At 61.4% G+C, this 24764-nt stretch carries 21 protein-coding genes; 13 read left to right on the plus strand and 8 right to left on the minus strand.

Going from position 1 to position 24764, the window contains the following annotated elements; genetic code table 11:
• Genes nadD through leuS form a run of 4 tightly spaced genes read right to left on the minus strand, consistent with a single transcriptional unit; the run spans window position 1 to window position 4832 of the window.
• A complete protein-coding gene (gene nadD / locus FBAL_RS04250) occupies window positions 1-669 on the minus strand; it encodes a nicotinate-nucleotide adenylyltransferase (protein WP_013344337.1) in 669 nt (222 codons plus the stop codon).
• Complete coding sequence (holA, locus tag FBAL_RS04255; RefSeq protein ID WP_013344338.1) at window positions 666-1700, minus strand: DNA polymerase III subunit delta; 1035 nt, start codon at window positions 1698-1700, stop codon at window positions 666-668. Before holA ends, nadD begins: the two co-directional genes overlap by 4 nt.
• Complete coding sequence (locus FBAL_RS04260) at window positions 1700-2203, minus strand: LPS-assembly lipoprotein LptE (protein WP_013344339.1); 504 nt, start codon at window positions 2201-2203, stop codon at window positions 1700-1702. The genes holA and FBAL_RS04260 overlap by 1 nt, the downstream gene beginning before the upstream one ends.
• Before the next feature lie 49 nt (window positions 2204-2252).
• Window positions 2253-4832: a leucine--tRNA ligase gene (gene leuS / locus FBAL_RS04265; protein WP_013344340.1), complete on the minus strand. Its 2580-nt coding sequence runs from the start codon at window positions 4830-4832 to the stop codon at window positions 2253-2255.
• 424 nt (window positions 4833-5256) lie between these two features.
• Here leuS and FBAL_RS04270 point away from each other — a divergent pair, with 424 nt between their 5' ends.
• On the plus strand, window positions 5257-5763 hold the full coding sequence (locus FBAL_RS04270) for a zinc ribbon-containing protein (RefSeq protein ID WP_013344341.1): 507 nt from the start codon (window positions 5257-5259) through the stop codon (window positions 5761-5763).
• Between the two features lie 64 nt (window positions 5764-5827).
• Here FBAL_RS04270 and ettA read toward each other — a convergent pair whose 3' ends face one another.
• Window positions 5828-7492, minus strand: a complete 1665-nt coding sequence (ettA, locus tag FBAL_RS04275) for an energy-dependent translational throttle protein EttA (protein WP_013344342.1) — start codon at window positions 7490-7492, stop codon at window positions 5828-5830.
• 343 nt (window positions 7493-7835) lie between these two features.
• On the opposite strand from ettA, the gene FBAL_RS04280 reads away from it, so the two are divergent.
• From FBAL_RS04280 to FBAL_RS04325, 10 genes are all read left to right on the plus strand, one after another.
• Window positions 7836-10136, plus strand: a complete 2301-nt coding sequence (locus FBAL_RS04280; RefSeq protein ID WP_013344343.1) for a TonB-dependent hemoglobin/transferrin/lactoferrin family receptor — start codon at window positions 7836-7838, stop codon at window positions 10134-10136.
• Window positions 10137-10325: 189 nt separating this feature from the next.
• Window positions 10326-11582, plus strand: coding sequence for a serine hydroxymethyltransferase (gene glyA, locus FBAL_RS04285; RefSeq protein WP_013344344.1), 1257 nt, complete (start codon window positions 10326-10328; stop codon window positions 11580-11582).
• Between the two features lie 143 nt (window positions 11583-11725).
• Window positions 11726-12178 (plus strand): transcriptional regulator NrdR, encoded by a 453-nt coding sequence (nrdR, locus tag FBAL_RS04290; protein ID WP_013344345.1) that lies wholly within the window; start codon window positions 11726-11728, stop codon window positions 12176-12178.
• Window positions 12178-13299 (plus strand): bifunctional diaminohydroxyphosphoribosylaminopyrimidine deaminase/5-amino-6-(5-phosphoribosylamino)uracil reductase RibD, encoded by a 1122-nt coding sequence (gene ribD, locus FBAL_RS04295; protein WP_013344346.1) that lies wholly within the window; start codon window positions 12178-12180, stop codon window positions 13297-13299. The genes nrdR and ribD overlap by 1 nt, the downstream gene beginning before the upstream one ends.
• The gene (locus FBAL_RS04300) at window positions 13300-13953 is read left to right on the plus strand and encodes a riboflavin synthase (RefSeq protein ID WP_013344347.1); all 654 of its coding nucleotides are present in this window, start codon (window positions 13300-13302) and stop codon (window positions 13951-13953) included.
• Between the two features lie 18 nt (window positions 13954-13971).
• Window positions 13972-15066, plus strand: a complete 1095-nt coding sequence (gene ribBA / locus FBAL_RS04305) for a bifunctional 3,4-dihydroxy-2-butanone-4-phosphate synthase/GTP cyclohydrolase II (RefSeq protein ID WP_013344348.1) — start codon at window positions 13972-13974, stop codon at window positions 15064-15066.
• A 102-nt stretch (window positions 15067-15168) separates the two neighbouring features.
• The gene (ribH, locus tag FBAL_RS04310; protein ID WP_013344349.1) at window positions 15169-15636 is read left to right on the plus strand and encodes a 6,7-dimethyl-8-ribityllumazine synthase; all 468 of its coding nucleotides are present in this window, start codon (window positions 15169-15171) and stop codon (window positions 15634-15636) included.
• 14 nt (window positions 15637-15650) lie between these two features.
• Window positions 15651-16061 (plus strand): transcription antitermination factor NusB, encoded by a 411-nt coding sequence (gene nusB, locus FBAL_RS04315; protein ID WP_013344350.1) that lies wholly within the window; start codon window positions 15651-15653, stop codon window positions 16059-16061.
• A gap of 52 nt (window positions 16062-16113) precedes the next feature.
• The gene (thiL, locus tag FBAL_RS04320; RefSeq protein ID WP_013344351.1) at window positions 16114-17082 is read left to right on the plus strand and encodes a thiamine-phosphate kinase; all 969 of its coding nucleotides are present in this window, start codon (window positions 16114-16116) and stop codon (window positions 17080-17082) included.
• Entirely contained in the window at window positions 17079-17564 is a 486-nt protein-coding gene (locus FBAL_RS04325) for a phosphatidylglycerophosphatase A family protein (protein ID WP_013344352.1), read from the plus strand. The genes thiL and FBAL_RS04325 overlap by 4 nt, the downstream gene beginning before the upstream one ends.
• A gap of 47 nt (window positions 17565-17611) precedes the next feature.
• Here the strand turns inward: FBAL_RS04325 and FBAL_RS04330 are convergent, their stop codons facing one another.
• From FBAL_RS04330 to barA, 3 genes are read right to left on the minus strand one after another with little or no spacing between them, the layout of a single operon-like run.
• Window positions 17612-17791, minus strand: a complete 180-nt coding sequence (locus FBAL_RS04330) for a DUF2986 domain-containing protein (protein ID WP_013344353.1) — start codon at window positions 17789-17791, stop codon at window positions 17612-17614.
• Window positions 17792-17797: 6 nt separating this feature from the next.
• Complete coding sequence (locus FBAL_RS04335; protein WP_013344354.1) at window positions 17798-18406, minus strand: YjaG family protein; 609 nt, start codon at window positions 18404-18406, stop codon at window positions 17798-17800.
• A gap of 11 nt (window positions 18407-18417) precedes the next feature.
• Window positions 18418-21117: a two-component sensor histidine kinase BarA gene (gene barA, locus FBAL_RS04340; RefSeq protein WP_013344355.1), complete on the minus strand. Its 2700-nt coding sequence runs from the start codon at window positions 21115-21117 to the stop codon at window positions 18418-18420.
• Between the two features lie 74 nt (window positions 21118-21191).
• Here barA and rlmD point away from each other — a divergent pair, with 74 nt between their 5' ends.
• Complete coding sequence (rlmD, locus tag FBAL_RS04345; protein WP_013344356.1) at window positions 21192-22535, plus strand: 23S rRNA (uracil(1939)-C(5))-methyltransferase RlmD; 1344 nt, start codon at window positions 21192-21194, stop codon at window positions 22533-22535.
• Window positions 22536-22564: 29 nt separating this feature from the next.
• On the plus strand, window positions 22565-24757 hold the full coding sequence (gene relA, locus FBAL_RS04350; RefSeq protein ID WP_013344357.1) for a GTP diphosphokinase: 2193 nt from the start codon (window positions 22565-22567) through the stop codon (window positions 24755-24757).
• Window positions 24758-24764 lie beyond the last annotated feature (7 nt).

The raw sequence follows: 24764 nt of genomic DNA on the forward strand, positions 1-24764 counted from the left end.
TTATACCGATTTCGGGCCTTTGCCACCAAGATTGATGCCATACAGGCCGTGTTGCTCAATATACCTGACCACCGGATCCGGCAGCAGGAAGTGCGGAGCGTAGCCCTCGGCCATCTGCTGGCGGAGGGTACTGGAGGCGATCTCCAGCTGGGTGACGGCCAGGCAATGGATAAGTCCCGCCGGCTGTGAATGCAGTTGCGCCGGGTCGTTGCAGCCGTAGCGGGCGAGCCAGGACTGCACCGGAGCGTCGCTGGCCAGCTGGTATCCCGGCCGGTGGCACACCACCAGGTGGGCCAGTTCCAGAATGCGCTCCGGCTGGTGCCAGCGGGGCAGGCTGAGCAGGGAATCCATGCCGATGATAAAGCACAGCGGCGTGTCCGGATGCTCGGCGCGAAGTTCGGTCAGGGTGTCTACGGTGTAGGAGGGCGCATCCCGCTGCAGCTCCCGCGCATCCACCCGCAGTTCGACATGGTCAGCGGCGGCCAGTTCCACCATCGCCAGGCGCTGCTCCGGGCTGACATCCGGGCCGGTTTTGTGCGGCGGGATGGCATTGGGCAGCAGGAAAGTCTGGGCCAGGCCCAGGCGCTGGTGCACCTCATAGGCGCTGCGCAGGTGGCCGTTGTGGATGGGGTCGAAGGTGCCGCCAAAAAAGCCCAGTGCCGGGTTCATAAGGCCACCATCGGCTGGTATTGCGGGTCAAAGCGGGCGCACAGGTCGGCCAGTGCCAGCCACTGTGCGGCGTCGTCCTGATGCTCACCTTTGAGCATCGCTTCCAGGGCGCCGGCGGCGGCCATGGCGGCGCTGATGCGCTCCGGCCCTAACCGGTTCAGGCAGTTCTGGTAGAGGCGCTGGCGCTTCTCCCACACCCGTGCGGCTTTCATCAATTCCGCCATCGACTGGCCATTGGCCTGTCCGGCACAGAACCCCAGCAGCAGGGCCCACTCGCGATTGACAGCCCAGCTGACCAGCGTGGCCGCGGTGCCCTCCTGACGCAGTTGCGACAGGATCTTGAGGGCGCCATCGATGTTGCCGGCCAACAGGGCGTCGGCCAGCTCGAACACGCTGTAGCGGGACTGGTCCTGCAGGTGTTCTGCCAGCGCTTCCTGATTCAGGCGTTGGCCCGGGGCGATCAGGGCCAACTGAGCCATCGCCTGATCGGCGGCCAGCAGGTTGCCTTCAAACAGGCTGGCCAGGTAGTTCTGGCCGTCGCGATCCAGCTGCAGCTGGTGGCGTCGGGCCCGCTCGGCAATCCAACGCTGGTAGTGGGGGCCTTCCGGGGTCAGGGCCTGAACATAGAGGCCGTGCTTATCCAGAGCCTTGAACCACTTGGTGTTGGTCTGGTCGCGGCCCGCCTTGGGGCCATGCAGCAACAGCCACAGATCCTGCTGGTGGGACAGCTCTTCGGCCAGTTCTGCCAAGACTGCGGCGCCATCGGTGCCGGGTTTGAGGCTGGGCAGTTCCAGCTCGATCACCCGGGAGCTGGCAAACAGCGACAATGACTGACACTCCTGGCGCAGTTCATCCCAGTTGAACGGGGATTCCTGAACCAGCGAAAGGCGCTCCTGTGCGCCCAGCCGGTAGCAGGCCTGGCGCAGGGCATCACGACACTCTTCGCGGATCAGCACATCATCGCCAAACACCATCAGAATGGGGGGCAGCTTGTTCAGGTGCTGCCCCAACTGACTGGGAAAGATCCGCATCAGTGGGCGGTCTCGCTGTCGATGCGGGTGGAGGAGAGGGCACGCATAATGCGGTCCGCCGCCTGGGCCCGCATCTCGCCGAGCAGCAGCTCGAGTTCGCGGTTTTTGGCCAGTGCGGTACGGGGGTCATCGAGATAGTCACGACGGATCTCGATATTGAAACTCTGGGGCGCCTGCTCACCGACGGTGATGGAGCTGGTGACGGAGTAGATCAGCTCGTACTCGGCAACCTGGCCGGAGGGGAACAGCGACAGGGTGGAGCGCTCCAGATGATCCTGACCCAGCCACAGGCGCGGGGCGGTGTCGTCCTCGACCACCTCAATGTTGGCGAGGCGCAGGCGCTCTTTCACCAGGCGGTGCAGTTCGCCCTGGTCGTCGGCGCTGTTGAGTTGGATCTGGGCCAGCTCTTCCGGGAACTGGTAGTTGCTCTGCAGGCGGAAACCACAACCGCTGGTGGCGAGCAGAGCGAACAGGGTAAATACGGTAAGAAGGCGTCGGATCACCTTCATCTCCTTATGGTAAAAGGCACCCCGTAGGGTGCCTGAATTGCGCTTAGTTGGCGACGATGTTGAGCAGCTTGCCGGGCACGTAGATCACCTTGCGGATGGTCTTGCCGTCGGTGAAGTTGGCCACGTTCTGCTCGGCCAGGCCGATGGCCTGAACCTGCTCCTGGGTGGCGTCGGCGGCCACGGTAATGCGGGCACGCACTTTACCGTTCACCTGTACCACCACCAGCTTCTCATCTTCTACCATGGCGTCCTGGTCGGCAACCGGCCATTGGGCTTCGTCGACGTTGCCGCTGTGGCCCAGGGCCAGGTACAGCGCGTGGCTGGTGTGCGGGGTGATCGGGTACAGCAGCAGTACCACGGCATCCAGCGCTTCCTGCATCAGGGCGCGATCGTTGTCGCTCTCCTGCGGCGCTTTGGTCAGCTTGTTCATCAGCTCCATCACGGCAGCGATGGCGGTGTTGAAGGTCTGACGGCGGCCGTAGTCGTCGGTGATCTTGGCGATGGTCTGGTGCAGGGCACGACGCAGCGCTTTCTGATCGTTGTTGAGGCTGGCGATGTCCAGTTTCGGCGCCGGGCCTTTGGCCACGTGCTCGTGGGACAGCTTCCACAGACGCTTGAGAAAGCGCAGGGCGCCTTCCACACCAGACTCCTGCCACTCCAGGGTCAGTTCCGGCGGTGCCGCGAACATCATAAACAGACGCACGGTGTCCGCACCGTACTTCTCCACCATCTCTTGCGGGTCGATGCCGTTGTTCTTGGACTTGGACATCTTGGTCATGCCGGCGTGCACCAGTTCACGACCGTCGGCGTCGGTGGCCTTGATGATGTTGCCTTTGCCGTCGCGCTCCAGAGTCACGTCGGTAGGGGCAACCCAGACACGCTGGCCGTTTTCGCCGGTGTAGTAGAAGGCATCACACAGCACCATGCCCTGACACAGCAGGCGCTTGGCCGGCTCGTCGGAGTTAACCAGGCCCGCGTCGCGCAGCAGCTTGTGGAAGAAGCGGAAGTAGAGCAGGTGCATGTTGGCGTGCTCGATACCACCGATGTACTGGTCTACCGGCAGCCAGTAGTTGGCTTTTGCCGGGTCCAGCATCTGGTCATCAGTGCCAACGCTGGTGTAGCGGGCGTAGTACCAGGAGGACTCCATAAAGGTGTCGAAGGTGTCGGTCTCACGGGTCGCCGGTTGGCCGTTGACGGTGGTCTGGGCCCAGGACTTGTCCGCTTTGATCGGGCTGGTCACGCCGTCCATCACCACATCTTCCGGCAGAACAACCGGCAGGTCTTCGGCGGGGATGGTGACGGTTTCGCCGTTCTCCAGGGTGGCCATCGGGATCGGCGCGCCCCAGTAACGCTGACGGGACACACCCCAGTCGCGCAGACGGAAGTTGGTGGTCTTGTGGCCTTTGCCCAGCTCACCCAGCTTCTCGGCGATGGCGTTCAGGGCACCGTCGAAGTCGAGGCCGTCAAACTCGCCGGAGTTAAACAGGATGCCCTTGTCGGTGTAGGCCTGCTCGGAGATGTCCAGCTCGCCGTCCTGCGGCTTGATCACGCCTTCGATGTCGAGGCCGTACTTGGTGGCAAATTCGTAGTCACGCTGGTCGTGTGCCGGTACCGCCATAACGGCGCCGGTGCCGTAGTTCATCAGCACAAAGTTGGCGACCCAGATCGGCACTTTGCGGCCGGACAGCGGGTGCACGGCGTACAGGCCGGTGGCCACGCCTTTCTTCTCCATGGTGGCCAGCTCAGCTTCCGCCACCTTGGTGTTTTTGCACTCGTTGATGAAAGCGGCCAGCTCCGGGTTGGACTCGGCGGCTTTTTCGGCCAGCGGGTGACCGGCGGCGATGCCCACGTAGGTCACGCCCATCACGGTGTCCGGACGGGTGGTGTAGATAGCAAAGGATTCGTCCATGCCGTCCACATCGAAGGTCATTTCGATCCCTTCGGAGCGGCCGATCCAGTTGCGCTGCATGGTTTTCACCATCTCCGGCCAGCCTTCCAGCTGGTCCATGTCGGACAGCAGTTGGTCAGCGTAGTCGGTGATCTTGATGAACCACTGCGGGATCTCCTTCTGCACCACCGGGGTGTCACAGCGCCAGCAGCAACCGTCGACCACCTGCTCGTTGGCCAGTACGGTCTGGTCGTTTTCACACCAGTTCACGGCGCTGGTCTTCTTGTAGATCAGGCCCTTGTTGTACAGCTCGGTGAAGAACCACTGTTCCCAGCGGTAGTAGTCCGGCTTACAGGTGGCCAGTTCACGGCTCCAGTCGTAGCCAAAGCCCAGCATCTTCAGCTGGCCTTTCATGTATTCGATGTTTTCGTAAGTCCACGGACCCGGCGCGCTCTTGTTTTTGATCGCGGCGTTTTCGGCCGGCAGACCGAAGGCGTCCCAGCCGATGGGCTGCAATACGTTTTTACCCTGCAGACGCTGGAAGCGGCTGATCACGTCACCAATGGTGTAGTTGCGAACGTGGCCCATGTGCAGTCGACCGCTGGGGTAGGGGAACATGGAGAGGCAGTAGAACTTCTCCTTGCTCGGGTCTTCCTTGGCAACAAAGGTCTGGTTGTCGTCCCAGTGCTTCTGCACCTGGGATTCGATCTGGGCGGGATTGTATTGCTCTTGCATCGGCACGTCGGGAATCCAAGATTGAAATTTGAGGTTTGGGCCTGAATTGGCCCAATGGCGATCTCCATAGAATAACGCAGGAGCTTCAATGGCAACAAGGCCCGAACGGTGCGGTTCCATGGCGGTGGGGGAACCGTGCCCAGCGGCGGGCGCCAGTGCGGGCAGAAAGGCCATCAGTGCGGCCCCTCGGGGAGGGCCCGATCCGCACAATAATGACCAGCCCCGGGGCGCGTCGTCAACGCCCCGGCAATCCCTTCGCCGACCCTGTTTGCCATTTACTTGATCTGGGATCAGGCTTTGGTTTGAAGGTGGTCTTTACGGCCCGGTTTCCGCGCCGGGGTGGGTGCGGTTAACGTCGCCTTATGCGATAACTGGTTTAAGCTCAACAGAATCGCTTATCCCTCATCAGCCTGAGGAGGACATTATGGGGATGGAATCTAGCCCGATGATCCGACAATACGAACAACTGCTCAGCGAGATCGAACGCCGCTACCGGGATGACCCGGACCTGACCCTGGGACAGCTGGACGCGGTATTGAAACAGAGCCGCACCTACCTGGCCATGGAGTCGACCCTGAGCGACCAACAGATGGACCTGGTGGAGCAGTTTTTGCGACGGGATTTGGCGGAATACGCGCGTCAGCTGGAGAGCGGTGACGAGCCGGAAACCGACAGCGTCTTTACCCTCGGCCTGGAGAACAGCATCTGGAGTTGGTTGGTGGAGATCACCGATCGCAGCCAGATGGAGTGGCACGAGCTGAATGAGGAGTTACGCCACCACGGCACCTTCCAGGCCGGAGAAGTGGTTGGGTTAGGTGAGCTGGTGTGCGACCAGTGCGGCCACAGCATGTCCTTCTTCCACCCGGACACCCTGCCGCGTTGTCCCAAGTGCGATGGCGAACTGTTCTCCCGGCGGCCACTGGAACCCTGAGTCGGCATGGCCAACTGGATAAAAAAAGCCGGGCTTAGCCCGGCTTTTTTTATCGGTGTCGCTATCAGTCGATGCGCTTGTACTTGAGACGGTGCGGTTCGCTGATGTCGATGCCCTGTTCCTTCTTCATCCAGTCGGCGTACTCGTTAAAGTTACCTTCGAAGAAGTTGACCTTGCCCTCGTCACGGTAGTCGAGGATGTGGGTGGCCACACGGTCAAGGAACCAACGGTCGTGCGAGATCACCATGGCGCAGCCCGGGAACTCCAGCAGGGCGTTCTCCAGTGCACGCAGGGTTTCCACGTCCAGGTCGTTGGTCGGTTCGTCGAGCAGCAAGAGGTTGCCGCCGGCCTGCAGCAGCTTGGCCAGGTGCAGACGACCACGCTCACCACCGGACAGTTCGCCGACGCGCTTCTGCTGGTCGGTGCCCTTGAAGTTGAAGCGGCTGACGTAAGCACGGGCCGGGATTTCGAAGCTGCCGATCTTGAGGATGTCCTGACCGTTGGACACTTCCTGGAACACGGTCTTGCTGTCGTCCATGCTGTCGCGGAACTGGTCCACGGACGCCAGCTGAACGGTATCACCCAGCACGATCTCACCGGAATCCGGCGTCTCCTGACCGCTCAGCATGCGGAACAGGGTGGACTTACCGGCGCCGTTCGGGCCGATGATGCCGACGATGGCGCCCTTGGGCAGGGTGAAGGAGAGGTCATCAATCAGCACGCGACCGTTGTAGGATTTGGTCAGGTGGTTGATCTCCAGCACCTTGTCACCCAGGCGCGGGCCCGGCGGGATAAACAGCTCGTTGGTCTCGTTACGCTTCTGGTAATCGGAGCTGTTGAGCTCTTCGAAGCGGGCCATACGGGCCTTGGACTTGGCCTGACGTCCTTTCGGATTCTGACGAACCCATTCCAGCTCTTTCTGGATGGACTTCATGCGGGCCTTCTCCTGAGCGGCTTCCTGCTCCAGACGGGCCTCTTTCTGCTCAAGCCAGGAGGAGTAGTTGCCTTCCCACGGAATGCCTTCACCACGGTCCAGTTCCAGGATCCAGCCAGCGGCGTTGTCGAGGAAGTAACGGTCGTGGGTAATGGCCACTACGGTGCCCGGGTATTCCACCAGGAAGCGTTCCAGCCAGGCCACGGACTCGGCGTCCAGGTGGTTGGTCGGTTCGTCCAGCAGCAGCATGTCCGGCTTTTCCAGCAGCAGACGGCACAGGGCAACACGGCGGCGCTCACCACCAGAGAGGTGCTCAACCTTGGCGTCCCAGGCCGGCAGACGCATGGCGTCGGCAGCGCGCTCCAGGGCGTTTTCCAGGTTGTGGCCATCTTTGGCAGCAATGATGTTTTCCAGCTCACCCTGCTCTTTGGCCAGGGCGTCGAAGTCGGCGTTCTCGTCGGCGTAGGCCGCGTAGACCTCGTCCAGGCGAGTCAGTGCACCTTTCACGTCGGAAACCGCTTCCTCAACCACCTCACGGACGGTCTTGGACAGGTCCAGCTGCGGCTCCTGCGGCAGGTAACCCACCTTGATGCCGGGCTGAGGACGGGCTTCACCTTCAAATTCGGTGTCAACGCCAGCCATGATCCGCAGCAGCGTGGATTTACCGGCACCGTTCAGACCCAAAACACCGATCTTGGCGCCAGGGAAGAAGGAGAGAGAGATGTCTTTAAGGATATGGCGCTTGGGCGGTACCACCTTGCCCACGCGCAGCATGGAGTAGATAAACTGAGCCATTTCCGGGATTAGCTTGTGTGAAAAACAGGAAGCTGATTGTACCTCAAATCCGGCCTTGGTGTGTGCTGGCGTGATACCGAGGATTTTTGGGCCCCGCCCTGGCTGAGACCACAGTAGGATTTTCAGCGGTTTTGTGAGGCTAAGTCGCCGAACCCCGGTGAAAGTGCATGTTATAGGAGTTAAGTGGATGAAAAATGCACAACAAATGCGTTGAAACCTTATTAAAACGAGACCCTCCGCACCTTTTTCCCTGTTGCCCGTTGATACACTCCCTCCCGCTTAAAATTCAAAAAATAAGAATCATTATCATTTAATTCTTGATGACGACAGGGTGGTTTACACGATGAAGTCCCTTCCTTTTAATCTGGTCAGCCTGGCCGTGGTGTCTGCAATGGCAGCGCCGGTCGCGGCAGAAGAGTCCCAAACCGAGGTGCCGGCCCATCGCCAGGCCCAGGAGGTTATGGTGGTCTCGGGCTCCCGTCTGGAGCAGAGTCTGGACCAGGTTGCCGGTTCCGTTGTGGTGATCGACGAAGAAGCGATCGCGCGCAATATGAGTACCGATTTCTCCTCACTGTTCCGCAATGAGGCCGCCGTGGATGTGAAAGGCGGCGCCGGCAAACCGACCTCCGTGACCATCCGTGGTATCGGTGGCAACCGGGTGATGATGGTGAAAGACGGTGTGCGGGTGAACAACCAGTACGCGTCACCGCTGGGTCCGGGCGCGGAAGGGACAGGTCGTGGCCTGACGGAAGTGGAAACCCTCAAGCAGGTGGAGGTGGTGAAAGCCGCAGCGTCCACCATGTACGGCTCCGATGCGCTGGGTGGCGTGGTGGTGATGACCACCAAAGACGCCTCCGACTACCTGCTCGGTGACGACAAATACTTTTCCGCCAATGCCGGCTACACCGGCATGAACAATGAGTGGTCTACCGGCTTTACCGGTGCGGCCGCTTACGGCGACTTCGAAAATCTGCTGACCGTGCAGCACCGTAACGGCGAAGAGCAGCAGAACTACGATGAAACCCTGCCGGACAGCGACCTGATCAACAACAGCGTGCTGTTTAAGAGCAAATACCTGGTTAACGATTACACCAATATCCAGCTGACTCTGGATTATCTGGACCAGCAGCTCGACCGTTGGGAGCAGCGTGATTACAACGGCGTGCGCAACGAAGACCGCGATATCGACCGTCGCACCCAGGCGTTTAACAGCTCCCTGCGCCTGCGCTCCGATAAGGCCACCATCCTGCACGATAACCTCGATATCGTGATGTATTACGGCTTTACCGACCAGCAGGAACAGCGCGACTACTTCAGCGTGACCGACGATCAGCGCGGTGACATGACCCAGTACCGTGACTACAACTTTGAGGAGTCCCGGATCGGTCTGGCCAGCACCTTTGGTAAGTACATCGGCAGCGACAGCTACGGCCACCAGCTGACCTTCGGTCTGGACGTTGAGTCCTCCACCATGCAGCGCCACCGTACCTACTACACCCCCGGCAAAAACGGTGCCTGGGTGGGTGAAGACCAGTTCGCCTTCGCCGACACCGACAGCCTGCGGGTGGGCGCGTTCTTCCAGGACGACATCAGCCTGCTGGACGGCAAGCTGAACGTGGTGGCGGGTCTGCGTTACGACTACTACCGAAACACCCCGGACGCCCAGATGGCGGAAGAGGCCGGCCGTGATCCGGCGGACTTCCAACAGATGAGCGAAAGCTTCTGGTCACCCAAGCTGGGCCTGGTGTATCACCTGACTGACGCGGTCAGCGTGTACACCCAGTACGCCTACGGCTACAAGATGCCGACCCCGGACCAAAAGTGGGGTGAGCTGGAGATCCAGGACGGTCGTATGCCGTTCCCTGTGGAGATCATGCCGAACTACGAGCTGGAGTCGGAGAAATCCCACACCATCGAGCTGGGCGTTCGCGGTAACCACCACAGCACCTCTTACGAGCTGACCGGTTTCTACACCCAGGCCAAGGACTACATCGACTGGGAGTTCCACGACGCCCCGATGTGTACCCCGACCAGCTGGGGCATGCCGTTCCCGATCTTCGGCCCCTGGTGTGAGGACCCGAACAAGAACGATCCGGTGCTGGCGCTGCAGTACGACTATATGAACCGAGACCGTGTCGAGATCTACGGCATTGAAGGTCAGGTTAACCACTGGCTGACTGACGACTTCGAGCTGTGGGGTAACTTCGCGTACACCTACGGTAAGGACGATCAGGGCAACTACCTCAACACCATCAGCCCGCTGAAGGTGACCGTGGGGGCCAACGCCTACACCAACCTGGCCGGCATCCCGACCCAGTTTGGTGGTGTGGTTCGCATGGCCGGTGCCATGGACCGCGTGACCGATATGGTGATCATCCCGGACGACTCCATCATCTATAAGCCGGAGTACAACGAGGCTTACACCACCGCTGGCTATGCGGTTGTGGACCTGACCATGGCGATGGAGCTGACCAGCAACTGGAAACTGCGCGCTGGTGTGTTCAACCTGTTCGACAAAGAGTACGTGGAATACGCTGATGTGGCGGGTCAATCCAAGTACCTGATGGACAACATGGGCGCGCCGGAAAGTAACTTTACCCAGCCGGGTCGCTACGTGAACCTCAATGTGAACTACCGCTTCTGAGCGAGTGGTTAAGAAGAAACCGGGCCCAGGCCCGGTTTTTTTGTGCCTTTAAGAAAAGGGATTTCATTCACTCGTTATGGTCTTATCAGTGTGACCGGGGTCTCAAAAGCTTGGGTTGGCGTCGGCATGGGAGTACACTGTGGCGCCAACCAAACCCCCTACACAGATGACACCGCCCAGGAGAGACGGATGCTGGATAGAAAGATGAACATCGCCGACTTTGACCCGGAACTGTTTGCCGCGATGGAAGCTGAAAAGGTGCGCCAGGAAGAGCACATCGAGCTTATTGCCTCTGAGAACTACACCAGCCCCCGTGTGCTGGAAGCTCAGGGTTCCCAGCTGACCAACAAGTACGCTGAAGGCTACCCGCACAAGCGTTACTATGGCGGTTGCGAGCACGTTGATGTGGCAGAGGAGCTGGCCATTGAGCGCGCCAAGCAACTGTTCGGTGCCGATTACGCCAACGTTCAGCCGCACTCCGGCTCCCAGGCCAACGCCGCTGTATTTATGGCCCTGCTTGAGCCCGGCGACACCGTACTGGGCATGAGCCTGGCCCACGGTGGTCACCTGACCCACGGTGCCCACGTCTCCTTCTCCGGCAAGATCTACAACGCCGTGCAGTATGGCATCACCCCGGAAACCGGTGAGATCGACTACGCCGAAGTGCGTGCCCTGGCACTGGAGCACAAGCCGAAGATGATCATCGCTGGTTTCTCCGCCTACTCCGGTGTGATCGATTGGGCCAAGTTCCGCGAGATCGCTGACGAAGTGGGGGCTTACCTGTTTGTCGACATGGCCCACGTGGCCGGTCTGATTGCCGCTGACGTTTACCCCAACCCGCTGCCCCACGCCCACGTGGTGACCACCACCACCCACAAGACCCTGGCCGGCCCCCGTGGCGGTCTGATCCTGTCGGCTATCGGTGATGAAGCGGTGTACAAAAAACTGAACTCCGCGGTGTTCCCCGGTGGTCAGGGTGGCCCGCTGTGTCACGTGATCGCCGCCAAGGCCGTTGCCTTTAAAGAAGCGCTGCAGCCGGAGTTCAAAGCCTACCAGCAGCAGGTGGTGAAGAACGCCCAGGCGATGGCGGAAACCTTCATCAGCCGCGGTTACAAGGTGGTTTCCGGTGGTACTCACAACCACCTGTTCCTGCTCGACCTGATCGACAAGGACATCACCGGTAAAGACGCTGACGCCGCCCTGGGCCGCGCCAACATCACCGTGAACAAGAACTCCGTGCCGAACGACCCGCGCAGCCCCTTCGTGACCTCCGGCCTGCGTATCGGTACCCCGGCACTGACCCGTCGAGGCATCACTGAGGGTGAATCCCGCGAGCTGACCGGTTGGATCTGCGACATCCTCGACCAGTTCGGTGACGAGGCCGTGGTAGAGCGCGTTAAGCAGCAAGTACTGGAGCTGTGCCAGCGTCATCCCGTGTACGCGTAAGGATTCCGTTTCCAGAGCGTGACCAAGCCCGCCATTTTGGCGGGCTTTTACGTAGCCGCGTGTTAACCCCAAGCGGAATTTTCGATATGCTTTGCCGACAGTTAAATCCGCGGTAATCCCATTCCCCAATCGTTGGAGGAGCAATGCACTGTCCCTTCTGTGCCGCCACTGACACCAAGGTGATCGACTCCCGGCTGGTGGCGGATGGCCATCAGGTCCGCCGTCGTCGCGAGTGCCTGACCTGCCACGAGCGTTACACCACGTTCGAAACCGCCGAGCTGGTGATGCCGCGAATCATTAAATCCGATGGCACCCGCCAGCCCTTTGATGAAGAGAAGTTGCGGCGCGGCATCCAGCGAGCGCTGGAGAAGCGTCCGGTTGGGGCCGAGCAGGTTGAGCAGGCGATCACCAAGATCAAATCCTCCCTGCGTGCCACCGGTGAGCGTGAAGTGGGCTCAGAGCTGGTGGGCAACCTGGTGATGGAGCAGTTGTCGACACTCGACAAGGTGGCCTACATTCGGTTTGCCTCCGTTTACCGGGCCTTTGACGATCTGGCGCAGTTTGGCGAAGCCATTGCCAGTTTGGAAAAACGTTGATGTTCTCAACCGATGACGCCCGCCATATGGCGCGGGCGCTGGAGCTGGCCCGTCGCGGCCAGCTCACCACCCGTCCCAATCCTCGCGTCGGCTGCGTGCTGGTGCGCGACGGAGAGGTGGTGGGTGAAGGCTTCCATATCCGTGCTGGCGGTCCCCATGCCGAAGTGCATGCCCTGCGTGCAGCGGGGGATAAGGCCCGCGGTGCTACGGCCTACGTCACCCTTGAACCCTGCAGCCATTACGGCCGAACTCCCCCCTGTTCCCAAGCCCTGATCGACGCAGGCGTTGCCCGCGTGGTGGCGGCCATGGTGGATCCCAATCCGCAGGTGGCAGGTCGGGGCCTGGCGATGCTGGAAGCGGCCGGGATCGAAACCCAGCATGGCCTGATGGCGAATGAGGCTGAAGCGGTGAACCCCGGCTTTATGAAGCGGATGCGCACCGGACGGCCCTTTGTGCGGGTTAAGCTGGCGGCCAGTCTGGATGGTCGTACCGCGCTGGCCAATGGCCAATCCAAGTGGATCACCGGGCCCGAGGCCCGCGCTGATGTGCAGCGCCTGCGCGCCATCAGTGATGCGGTGATCACCGGGGCCGACTCCGTGCTGGCGGACAACCCCAGCATGAACGTGCGCCACGCGGAACTCGGCCACTGGCAAAGCCGCATCAGTGAGGCCGATCTGCAGCAGCCGCTGCGGGTGGTGGTCGATGGCAAGGCGCGACTGGCGCCGCCGTTGAAGCTGCTCGACAGCGACGGGCCGCTGATGCTGGCCAGCCTGCGCGGTTATGATTGCCACTGGCCTGCGTCGGTCAGTGTCTGGCCGGCAGCGGATAATGGTGAGGGCAAAGTCGCCCTGACGGCGCTGCTCGACGAGCTGGGCCGACAGCAGATTAACGAGGTGTTGGTGGAGGCCGGTTCCGCGCTTGCGGGCGCCTTTATCAGTGCCGGGCTGTGGGACGAGCTCTGGCTCTACCAGGCCCCGAAGTTGATGGGCAGCGAGGCCCGGGGCCTGTTGGCTCTGCCGGGTGTCGATACGATGGCCGAAGTGCCCTCGCTGACAATTCAGGATGTACGGCGGGTGGGCGCGGATCTGCGCCTGATTCTGACCCGCCAGGAGAAGCCATAAATGTTTACCGGCATCATCGAAGCGGTAGGAACCCTGCGCAAACTGGAGCCTCGCGGCGGCGACCTGCGCCTGACCGTGGCCACCGGCAAGTTGCCGATGGAGGATGTCCAGCTGGGTGACAGTATTGCCACCAACGGCGTCTGTCTGACCGTGGTGGAGAAGGGCGCCGAGCACTACGTCGCCGACGTCAGTGCTGAGACCCTGGCCCTGACCAACTTCCCCCACTATGCGGTGGGGCATAAGGTGAACCTGGAGCGGGCCGTCACCCCCTCCACCCGCCTCGGCGGTCATCTGGTCAGCGGTCACGTTGACGGCAGTGCCGAAGTGGTGGCCCGGGAGAACCGCGCCCGCGCCATTGAATTCTGGCTGCAGGCGCCGGCCGAGCTGGCTCGCTACCTGCCCCATAAAGGCTCTGTCACCATTGATGGTGTCAGCCTGACTTTGAACGAAGTGGACGGTGCACGGTTCCGATTGACCATCGTGCCGCACACCGCCCAGGAAACCACCTTGCTGGATCTGCAGGTGGGAGATCGCGTTAACCTGGAAGTGGACCTGCTGGCCCGCTACCTGGAACGTCTGATGCAACCGGCCCCAACTCAGACCGACTCCGGGTTAACCTTGGAGATGCTGGCCCGAGCCGGGTTTATGAAGTAATTGAGGAAGACCACAGTCATGGCACTGAATACGATCAACGAACTTATCGAGGACATCCGTCAGGGCAAGATGGTGATCCTGATGGACGATGAGGATCGGGAGAACGAAGGCGACCTGATCATGGCCGCTGAGGCGGTAACGCCCGACGCCATCAACTTCATGGCCCGCTTTGGCCGTGGATTGATCTGCATGCCGATGAGTGCTGAACGCTGTGACCGTCTGGGCCTGTACCAGATGGTATCCAACAACACCGAGCAGTACGGCACCGCCTTTACCGTTTCCATCGAAGCGGCCGAAGGGGTGACCACCGGCATCTCCGCGGCAGACCGCGCCCGCACCATTCAGGCGGCCGTCGCCAAGGACGCCAAGCCCAGCGACCTGGTGCAGCCGGGCCACATCTTCCCGCTGCGTGCCAAAGATGGCGGCGTGCTGAACCGTGCCGGCCACACCGAAGCGTCCGTCGATCTGGCCCGTCTGGCCGGTTTCGAATCCGCGGCGGTTATCGTTGAGATCCTCAACGAAGACGGCACCATGGCCCGTCGTCCTGAGCTGGAAGTGTTTGCGGCCGAGCACGGCATCAAGATCGGCACCATTGCCGACCTGATCGAGTACCGCAACCACAACGAAACCACCATCACCCGTGAAGTGAGCTGCACCCTGCCGACCCGCCATGGCGAGTTTGAGCTGGTGGGCTACCGCGACACCATCGATGGTCAGTTCCATGTGGCGCTGTGCAAAGGCCCGATCGGCGACAACACCCTGGTGCGTGTGCATCTGCATGACCCGATGAAAGACCTGTTGGGCAGCCTCGGCGACAGCGCCTGGCCGCTGGATACCGCCATGTCCCGCATCGCTGAGGAAGGCGGTGTGCTGGTGATTCTGGGACGCGAACAGGGCGCCGAAACCCTCGAAGCGCAGCTGCAAATCCTGTCCCAGGAGCAGCAGGGCCAGCGGGTTCCCCGTAAGGCCGCGGGCGCGTCCCGCACCGTCGGCGTCGGCTCCCAGATCCTGGCGGATCTCGGTGTGACCCGCATGCGTCTGCTGTCCGGGCCCAAGCGTTACCACGCCCTGTCCGGCTTCGGACTGGAAGTGACCGAATACGTGCAAGAATAACGGCCATCGCGGGCGCTGGGATTGCGCGTCCGCTGTGCTATCATTACGCCACTTTTTTGCCCCCCACTGGTGGGGCACAGAAAAAACACTACGGAAATGAAGATGAAGGTAATCGAAGGCAACATCGAAGCCAAAGGCGCTAAGATCGCTATTGTGGTTTCCCGTTTTAACAGCTTTATCGTTGACAGCCTGCTGGAAGGCGCGATCGATACCCTCAAGCGGTTTGGTCAGGTAAACGAAGAAGACATCACTGTTGTTCGGGTACCGGGTGCGTTTGAACTGCCGCTGGCTGCCCGCCGCGTTGCCGCCAAAGGGGAGTTCGATGCCATCATCGCCCTGGGCGCCGTGATCCGCGGTGGCACTCCGCACTTCGACTTCGTTGCCGGTGAGTGCAACAAAGGACTGGCCCAGGTGATGCTGGAGTTTGATACTCCGGTCTCCTTCGGGGTACTGACCACCGACACCATTGAGCAAGCCATCGAGCGCGCTGGCACCAAAGCTGGTAACAAGGGCGGCGAAGCCGCACTGGGCGCGCTGGAGATGGTTAACGTCCTTAATCAACTGGCCTAAGGCCGGAGAAATTTGTGAAGCCTTCCGAGCGTCGTAAGGCCCGCCGTTTGGCGGTGCAGGCCATCTATTCCTGGCAAATGAGCGGCAATGCTGTTGCCGATATTGAGCATGAGTTCCTCACCGAGCAGGACACCAAAGGGGCCGATCTGGGCTACTTCCGTGAGCTGCTGGTCGGTGTGGTTTCCCAGTCATCCAACCTGGATGCCCGGCTGAAACCCAACCTGGCTCGCCTGGTGGAAGAGGTGGATCAGCTTGAGCTGGCCATTCTGCGCCTGGCGGCTTTTGAACTGCTGCACCGGGACGATGTCCCCTACAAAGTGGTGATCAACGAAGCCATTGAGCTGGCGAAGGCTTTTGGCGCGGAAGAGAGCCACAAGTTCGTCAACGGGGTTTTGGACAAGTTGGCCATTTCCCTCCGACGTTAAGCGGATAGGAAGACAGGGAGCGCGGCCACATCAGGTGGCCGTGTCGCGTTTTATGGGTTCCGAATTTGATGTCATCAAGCGCTACTTCGACCGCCCGGTACACCGAAAGGATGTGCTGAAAGGGATCGGTGATGATGGCGCACTCCTCGCTTTGCCCCCCAACAGTGAACTGGTGATCTCCACCGACACCCTGGTGTGTGGTACCCACTTCCTGCCGGAGATTGATCCGGCGGACTTGGCCCACAAAGCGGTGGCGGTGAACCTCAGTGATCTGGCTGCGATGGGCGCTGAGCCCGCCTGGATGACCCTGGCGATCACGCTGCCCGGGGAAGATCCGGCCTGGCTGGAGCGCTTCTCCGATGGGTTGCACGAGATCTGCCAGTACTACGGCGTGGCGCTGGTGGGTGGAGATACCACCCGTGGTCCGCTGAGCCTGACCGTGACCGTCCACGGCCATCTGCCCCAGGGCAAAGCCCTGTTGCGCAGCGGGGCGCGGATTGGCGACTGGATCTACGTCACCGGTAACCTCGGTGACAGCGCCGCCGGTCTGCGCTGCCTGTTGGGGCAGTTGGAGGCCGACGACGAGTCCCGTGATTACCTGACTGAGCGTCACCTGCGGCCCCGGCCTCGGCTGTTGGCCGGGCGCGCCCTGCGCCACCACGCCTCCAGTGCCATGGATCTGTCCGACGGACTGGCGTCCGATCTGGGCCACATCCTTAAGGCCTCCGGCGTGGGTGCCCAGGTGGAGCTGAGCCAACTGCCGATGTCTGCGGTGCTGAAGTCGGTGGTGACGCCGGAGCAGGCGCTGGAGCTGGCCCTGGCTGGCGGCGAGGATTACGAGTTGTTGTTCACCGTCCCTGAGGCGGAGAAGGGCGCGCTGGCGACTGCGCTGGCGGAAACCGGCATCAATCACACCTGCATCGGCCAGATCGTGGCCGGTGAGGCGATTCGTTACCAGAACGCGGGTGAGCCGGTTGAGCTGACCCTGTCGGGATACGATCACTTTAAGGAGTCAGAATGAGCCGCGTAGCCGAGCGTTTACCCGGTTTGCGACTGGCTAACCCGGTTCACTTCCTGGCGGTGGGGTTTGGCCTTGGCCTGGCCCGTAAAGCGCCGGGAACCTGGGGAACGCTGGCGGCCCTGCCGTTTTACTTTCTGATGGCCGACCTCAGTCTGCCACTCTACCTGGGCATCACTGCGGTGATGGGGGTTGTGGGGATCTACCTGTGCGGCAAAACCGCAGAGGATATGAACACCCACGACCACCCTGCCATTGTCTGGGACGAAGTGGTGGGGATGTTGATCACCATGGCGATGCTGCCTGCCGGCTGGCCCTGGATGGTGGGCGCGTTTGTGGCGTTCCGCTTCTTCGACATCCTCAAGCCCTGGCCCATCCGCCTGCTGGACAAGCATGTCCATGGTGGTCTGGGGATCATGATTGATGATGTGCTGGCCGGGGTGTTTGCCCTTGGCGTGGTGCAGTTGGCGGCAGCGCTGCTGTAAGCGCCTGCCACCTCAGACGAAAAAGGCCGCCCATCGGGCGGCCTTTTTTATTGCTCTGAGTCGGTCTCAGGCGGAGTGCTCTCCACGTTGGCTTGCGCCTGTGCCTCCTGCTCGGCCCGTTCGGCCTTGGAGATGTAACGTGGCTTGTTTGGGTTGGTGGCCTTTTTGGCCCGCGCCTTCTTCGCCTGTTTCAGCAGCGTCTGCTTGACCTTCTTTTTGCGGTTCACCCGGGTTTACTCCTCGCTCAGGGAGACGCCGATGTTGGAGACACCCTCTTCGCGCAGCTCTTTACGCAGACCCTTAATGGCGTCGACGTCTTTGCGGCTCAGGGTTTCCACCAGAGTCAGAAGCTCGGACTGAAGGCCGCGCTCCTCCTGCATCAGCGGGTGGGAGAAGACAAACTCGTCGAGGGCGTCGTCGTCCTCGAACTCCGGCTGTTCGGTGGCCTCAATAAAGGCCGCCACGGTGCTGCTGGAGAGCTTGGAGATGTTCACCAGATCCGCTTCCACTTTCTGTTGCAGGGCGGTAAGGATGGTGCTGATCGCCATCAGGGCATCGGAGGCGGGGTAAACGCCATAGAACTCGTGCACCTGCGGGTCCGGCATGCGCTCTTCCAGCTGGTTGAGCATGCGTTCGTAGTTCAGCCGGATATCCTTGCTGTACAAAGACTGCCACAGCATATCGAGCTGAGTGACCACCTTGTCGGCCTCCTCGGCTTCGGTCAGTTCAGCAAACAGCAGGTAGTTGGGCAGCATACGCTCGGCCAGCGCAGTGGCAAACAGGGTTTTCTGCCACAGGTCGAGGGCTTTGATTCGGCTGAAGAAGCCTTGTTTTGCAGTCATGTGTGTGTCCGTCAGGCCGCCAATATCGCTTTGGCGGCGGATTCTACTTTATCCAGCTCATCCCGCAACTCCAGCAGTTCGGGTTGCAGGGATTCGGCGGAGTTGCCCTGCTTCAGGGCGGCCTCCAGCTGGGCACAAAGTTTTTGCAGTGCCGGCACCCCAGAATAGCAGGTGGCACCGTGCAGTTTATGAATGGTTCGAACCAGTTCGTTGTCTGATTGGGCTTCATCCAGCTGGTCGCGGGTGGCGGGGATGCTGTCCACCAACATCGCCAGCATCTCCCGGGCCAGGTCGGCATTGCCGCCAGCCTGGGTCAGCGCCAGTGACCAGTCCACCACCGAATCCCCCTGCTTGGGCGAGCGGACCCAGCGCATCAGCACCTGGCGCAGGTCGGCTTCGTCGATCGGCTTGGTGAGGTAGTCGTCCATGCCGGAGGCCAGGATCTTCTCCCGCTCATCGCCCATGGCGTGGGCCGTAACCGCAATCACCGGGCTGTGGCGGCTGCGGGAGTCCATCCGGATCGCCTGGGTGGCCATCAGACCGTCGATGTCCGGCATCTGGATGTCCATAAAGACAGCGTCGTAGCGGTGTTGGCGGCACAGCTCGATGGCGGATTGGCCCCCGGTGGCGGTGTCCACCTCGGCCACCAGCTCACGCAGCAGGGTGGCAATCAGCTTCAGGTTGGCCGGGTTATCGTCCACCGCCAGTACCTTGAGCGGGTGCTGTGGGGTGACGGGGGGCGCAGGCTCCGGCATCGGTGCCGGGGCCAGTTCCTCCAGGCAGAGGCTGCTGTAGAGGCGACGCTGGCTCATCGGCATCGCCACCAGACGAGCTTTCTCTTGATCGGCCATCTGGCGGGCCCAGCTCACCGGCTCGCCTTCGCACAGCAGCAACAGTTGGCCGCCCTTGGCTTCCAGGGTGGGGAGGATGGCAGCCAGGGCATCGTAACTGGGGACGCTGGCGGTGGCGATCACCGTGTAGTCCACCGGCGGATTGGCCACCAGGGTATCGGACAGGGCCAGCAGGGTGCCGGTGGCGCTCGGCAGCATGTGCCATTGTTCAAACTGGCGTACCAGAGCGTTGCGGCTGAGTCGGCGGGACTCCAGCACCACCACGCGCGCGCCCTGAATCGGTGCCTTGGCCAGTGGGTCGCTGATGGAGAAACCGCTCTTTTCAATGCTGAGGGTAAACCAGAAGGTGGAGCCCTGGTTCTGATGGGAGGTAAAGCCGATCTGGCCCTCCATCTGGTTGACCAGGCGCTTGGTGATCACCAGCCCCAGACCGGTGCCGCCAAAGCGGCGGCTGACGGAGCTGTCGGCCTGGCCAAAGGCCTGGAACAGCATCGGTTGCTGCTCCTCGGCGATGCCGATGCCGGTGTCGGACACTTCGGCCCGCAGCAGCACGCGCTCGGCACTTTCATCCGCCAGGTCGAGACTCAGTCGGACACTGCCTTTGTCGGTAAACTTGATGGCGTTGCCCATCAGATTGGTGATCACCTGCTGGATGCGCATGACGTCGCCACAGAGGCTGTCCGGCACCCGCTCGTCGATCTCCACCACCATCTCCAGCCCTTTGTCGTAGGCGGAACCGGACAGCAGGGTGAGGGTTTCATCCAGCGAATCCCGCAGGGCAAAGGGCACGTTATCCAGCACCATCTTACCCGCCTCCAGTTTGGAGAAGTCGAGGATGTCGTTGATGATCGACAGCAGGTTGGAGGCGCTGCGCTCGATGGTGCGCAGGTAATCTTTCTGGTTGTCGTGCAGCGGGGTTTTCAGCAGCTGGCGGGTAAAGCCGATCACGCCGTTCAGCGGGGTGCGCAGCTCGTGACTCATGTTGGCCAGGAACTCGGACTTGATGCGGCTGGCTTCCAGGGCGCGCTTCTTGGCGATATCCAGTTCGACGTTCTGGATCTCAATCTGCTCCAGCGTTTCCCGCAGGTCGGAGGTGGCCTGGTCGATGTTCTGCTGCATCTCGTTGTGGTACTCCGACAACGAGGCGGCCATGGCGTTGATGCCGCGCTTGAGGTGGTCCAGCTCGCCAATCAGGTCGCCCTGCAGTCGGGTATCCAGTTTGCCTTCGCGGATCTTGGCCACCGCCCGCACCATCTCGGTGACGTTTTTCAGCAGGCGGAAGGTGAACAGCAGGTTCAGCTGCACCCCGATAAGCACGATGATAAAGGCGGCGACCGCTGCCCGGTATTGCTCCAGCAGGGCTTCATGCTTGTTCAGCTGCAGGGCGATGTAGCCCAGTTGGGTCAGGCGGTTATTGCCCAGCGCGGAGGCGGTGCTTTCACTCATCACCGGGGTGCGCAGTACCAGAGTGTCACCGAAGTGCTCGACCTGGGTGCCCCGGTTGAGGTCGCGGTTCTCCGGCAGCTTGATCAGTTCGAAATCCCGATGATACTTACTGCTGACGAAAATCTGGTTTTGATTGTCGAACACGGCAATGGACTGAACCAGACCGGAGTTCTGACGATGGGTAAGGTCAATCAGGCGTTTGGTGTATTCCCGATTGTTCATCAGCAGCCCGTACTCGCTGGCGATGGCCAGGGGCTCGATGATGTTGGTGCCCTGACGCAGCAGGGTCTGTTCCAGTTCGGAGAATCGACTGGAGGTGAAGTAGCCGCCCAGCAGCAGGCCCACCAGCATGGTCGGCGCCAAAGCCAGCACCAGTACCCAGGTGCGCAGACTGTATTTGGTCACCGTTTTCATCTATGGGACAATGCTCCCCTTATCCGTTAGTCGGGCTACGCTCGATCCCACTATTGTAAACATTGACGCTTTCCATGGCACAGTTTTATTCCGCAAAGTCCAACAAAACAAAGCACTTGTCCCAAAAAATTTCGCTGACCCCCACGGCGCTGGACCATCAGGGCCAGGCGGTGGCGGAGCATCAGGGCAAAGTGGTCTTTGTCCCCGGGCTGCTGCCTGGTGAATCCGCCCAGGTGCAACTGGTCGAGAATAAAGCCCGTTTTGCCCGTGCCAAAGTGCTGAAGCGCACCTCGGATCACCCCCAGCGTATCGCCCCGCCGTGCCCCCACTTTGCCCGCTGTGGCGGCTGCCAGTTGCAGTTTGCCCCGACCGGATTGCAGCGTGACTTAAAGCAGCAGGCGCTGGCGCAGGTGGTGAGTAAACTGTCCGGCCTGACGCCGGAACAGTGGGCGGAACCGCTGCTGGGCCCCGATTGGCACTACCGCCGCCGGGCCCGTTTGGGGTGCCGTTATGACGCCGGTGAATTGGTACTGGGCTTCCGCCAGGAGGGCAGCAACCGCCTGACCGCCATCGATCACTGCCCGGTGCTGGCGGAACCTTTGAGTGAATTGATCACGCCGCTGCAGCAGCTGTTGGCGCCGCTGAAGCTGGCCCGGCATGTTGGCCACCTCGATCTGATGCTGGCCAGTGAAGGGCCGGTGGTGGTGGTGCGCCTGCTGCGCCCGCTTCGCGAGGAGGAGCGGGAGGCGTTGGCGGCGTTCGGCCAGAGCCGTGGTGTGCAGATGCTGATCCAGGGCGATGCGTTGACTGACCTGTCCGGTCAGGCGGTGGCGCCGCTGCACTACGACATTGGTGAAGGGCGTCCGCAGCCGGCTTTTCTGCCCGGGGATTTCTTCCAGGTCAACGGAGTGGTCAACCAGGCGATGATCAGCCAGGCCATCGAGTGGCTGCAGCCACAGCCCGGCGAGAAGGGGCTGGACCTGTTTTGCGGCGGCGGCAACTTCACTCTGGCGCTGGCGGGGCAGAGCGCCGAGATCATCGGTGTCGAAGGGGTACCCGCCATGGTGGAGCGCGCCCGTGCCCGTGCCGCTGAACTGGGCCTGGAACAGCTGCGTTTTGAGTACGCGGATCTCAATGGTGAAGCGCCCAAGGCGCAATGGCTGAAAGATGTGGATTGGGTCCTGCTGGACCCGGCCCGCGCCGGCGCCCCCGGGGTGATGGAGTGGCTGGCTAAGCTGCGCCCCAGCCGCATTCTCTACGTGGCCTGCAACCCGGCCAGCCTGGGGCGCGATGGCAAAGTGCTCGCCCAGCAGGGGTATCGTCTGTCAAGGCTTGGTCTGGTGGACATGTTCCCGCATACTCATCACCTTGAGTCGATGGCTCTGTTTGAGCCGGGCAACAACAAACATCCTAAGTAGTTGGTTGCGCAAGGAGGGGAACGCACACCATGGTATCGGTTCGTCAAATTCACTTTGGGGATTCACCCCAGGCATTGGTTCAGTGGCTCGATGGTCTGGGGCTGACTCATCAGCAGCAGCAAGTTCTGACCGCCTGCTATCGCGAATGCGAGGCTCTGCCATGTGATGACGCGGCGCTCAAGGAAGCGCGACTGATGCGGGCACGGGAGATCATTGAGATCCTGCTGCCGCTCAATATGGACCTGGATACCCTCAAGGCCAGCCTGCTCTATGTGATGCTGGATGCGGGCCTGCTCAGTGCTGAAACGCTGGAGGAGACCCAGGGCACCGCCATGAGCACACTGGTGCAATCTGTGGTGGTGATGGACGCCATCCGCACCTTGCGCCAGCAAAGCGCGCCCGGGGTCAGCCAGATTGAGAATCTGCGCAAGATGCTGCTGGCCATGGTGGAGGACGTCCGCGCCGTGGTGATCAAGCTGGCGGAAGCGGTGGTGCTGCTGCGCGAGGTGAAAAAAGCCGACGAGGAGACCCGGGTGGTGCTGGCCCGCGAAGTGCGGGATGTGCACGCGCCCCTGGCTAACCGCCTCGGCATCGGTCAGCTCAAATGGGAGCTGGAAGATCTGGCGTTCCGCTACCTGCACCCGGACACCTACATGGAGATTGCCCACTGGCTCGACGGCAAGCGCCTCGACCGTGAGCAGTACATCGACGAGTTTGTTTCCGGCCTGCAGGCCTCTCTCGATGAAGAGGGGATCCGGGCCGAAGTGTATGGCCGTCCCAAGCACATCTACAGCATCTGGCGAAAGATGCAGAAGAAGAACCTCGCCTTTGACGAGCTGTTCGACGTGCGCGCCGTGCGCATCATTGCCGAGCGTCTGCAGGACTGCTACGGCGCGCTGGGGGTGGTGCACACCCACTGGCGCCACCTGCCTAACGAGTTTGACGACTACATCGCCACCCCCAAACCCAATGGCTACCAGTCTATCCACACCGTGGTGATGGGGCCGCAGGGCAAAACCGTCGAGATCCAGATCCGCACCCGCGAGATGCACGAAGACGCCGAGCTGGGCGTGGCCGCGCACTGGAAGTACAAAGAGGGTACCGGCGGTAAGCAGGGGGGCTTCGAAGAGAAGATCAACTGGCTGCGCAAGATCCTGGCGTGGCAGGAAGACGTGGTGGAAGCGGGCAACCTGGTGGAGGAGATCCGCGCCCAGGTGTTCGAAGACCGGGTTTACGTCTTTACCCCCAAAGGCGAGGTGGTGGACCTGCCCGCCGGTTCCACCGTGCTCGACTTTGCCTACTACATCCATTCGCAAGTGGGCCACAAGTGCATCGGTGCCAAGATCGACGGCCGCATTGTGCCCTTTACCACCACGGTGGAAACCGGCCAGCGGGTTGAGATCATCACCGCCAAACAGCCCAATCCGAAGCGGGACTGGCTGAACCCCAACCTGGGCTACATCAAGACCAGCCGCGCCCGTGGCAAGATCCAAAGCTGGTTTAAGCAGCAGGACAAAGACAAGAACCTGGTCGCCGGCCGCGACATGCTGGAAGCGGAGCTGACCAAGGTGGGCCTCTCGCTGGCTGACACCGACAGCGCCATCGAACGCTTTAATATGCACAGCCTGGACGACCTGTTGGCGGCCATCGGCGGTGGTGACGTGCGCCTGAATCAGGTGGTGAACCACCTGCAGAGCCGCCTGCAGCGTGAAACTTTCGATGAAGAGCAGGCGCTGGAAGACCTGATCGCCAAACCGGCGCACCGGCCCCGCAGCCAGGGCCATATCGAGGTGAATGGCGTTGGTAACCTGATGACCCATATGGCCAAGTGCTGTGAACCGCTGCCCGGCGACAGCATCTACGGCTTTATTACCCAGGGGCGTGGCGTGTCGGTGCACCGGGAGTCCTGTGACCAGCTGGCCACCCTGCTGGAACGCCACCCCGAGCGGGGCGTCGAAGTGGTGTGGGGCGAAAACTACAGCGGCGGCCACAGCGTCAGCCTGCGCGTGGTGGCCAATGACCGTTCCGGCCTGCTGCGGGACATCACCACATTGTTGGCCAACGAAAAGAGCAATGTGCTGGAGATGCGCAGCCACTCTGACACCAAGCAGCAAACCGCGGCCATTGATCTGCGCATGGAGCTGTACAACATGGAGTCGTTGAGCCGCATTCTCAGTCGCCTGAGCCAACTGCCCGGCGTGATCGAGGCGAAACGACTGTGAGCCATTC

The organism is Ferrimonas balearica DSM 9799, from assembly GCF_000148645.1.
GTDB classification, from domain to species: domain Bacteria; phylum Pseudomonadota; class Gammaproteobacteria; order Enterobacterales; family Shewanellaceae; genus Ferrimonas; species Ferrimonas balearica.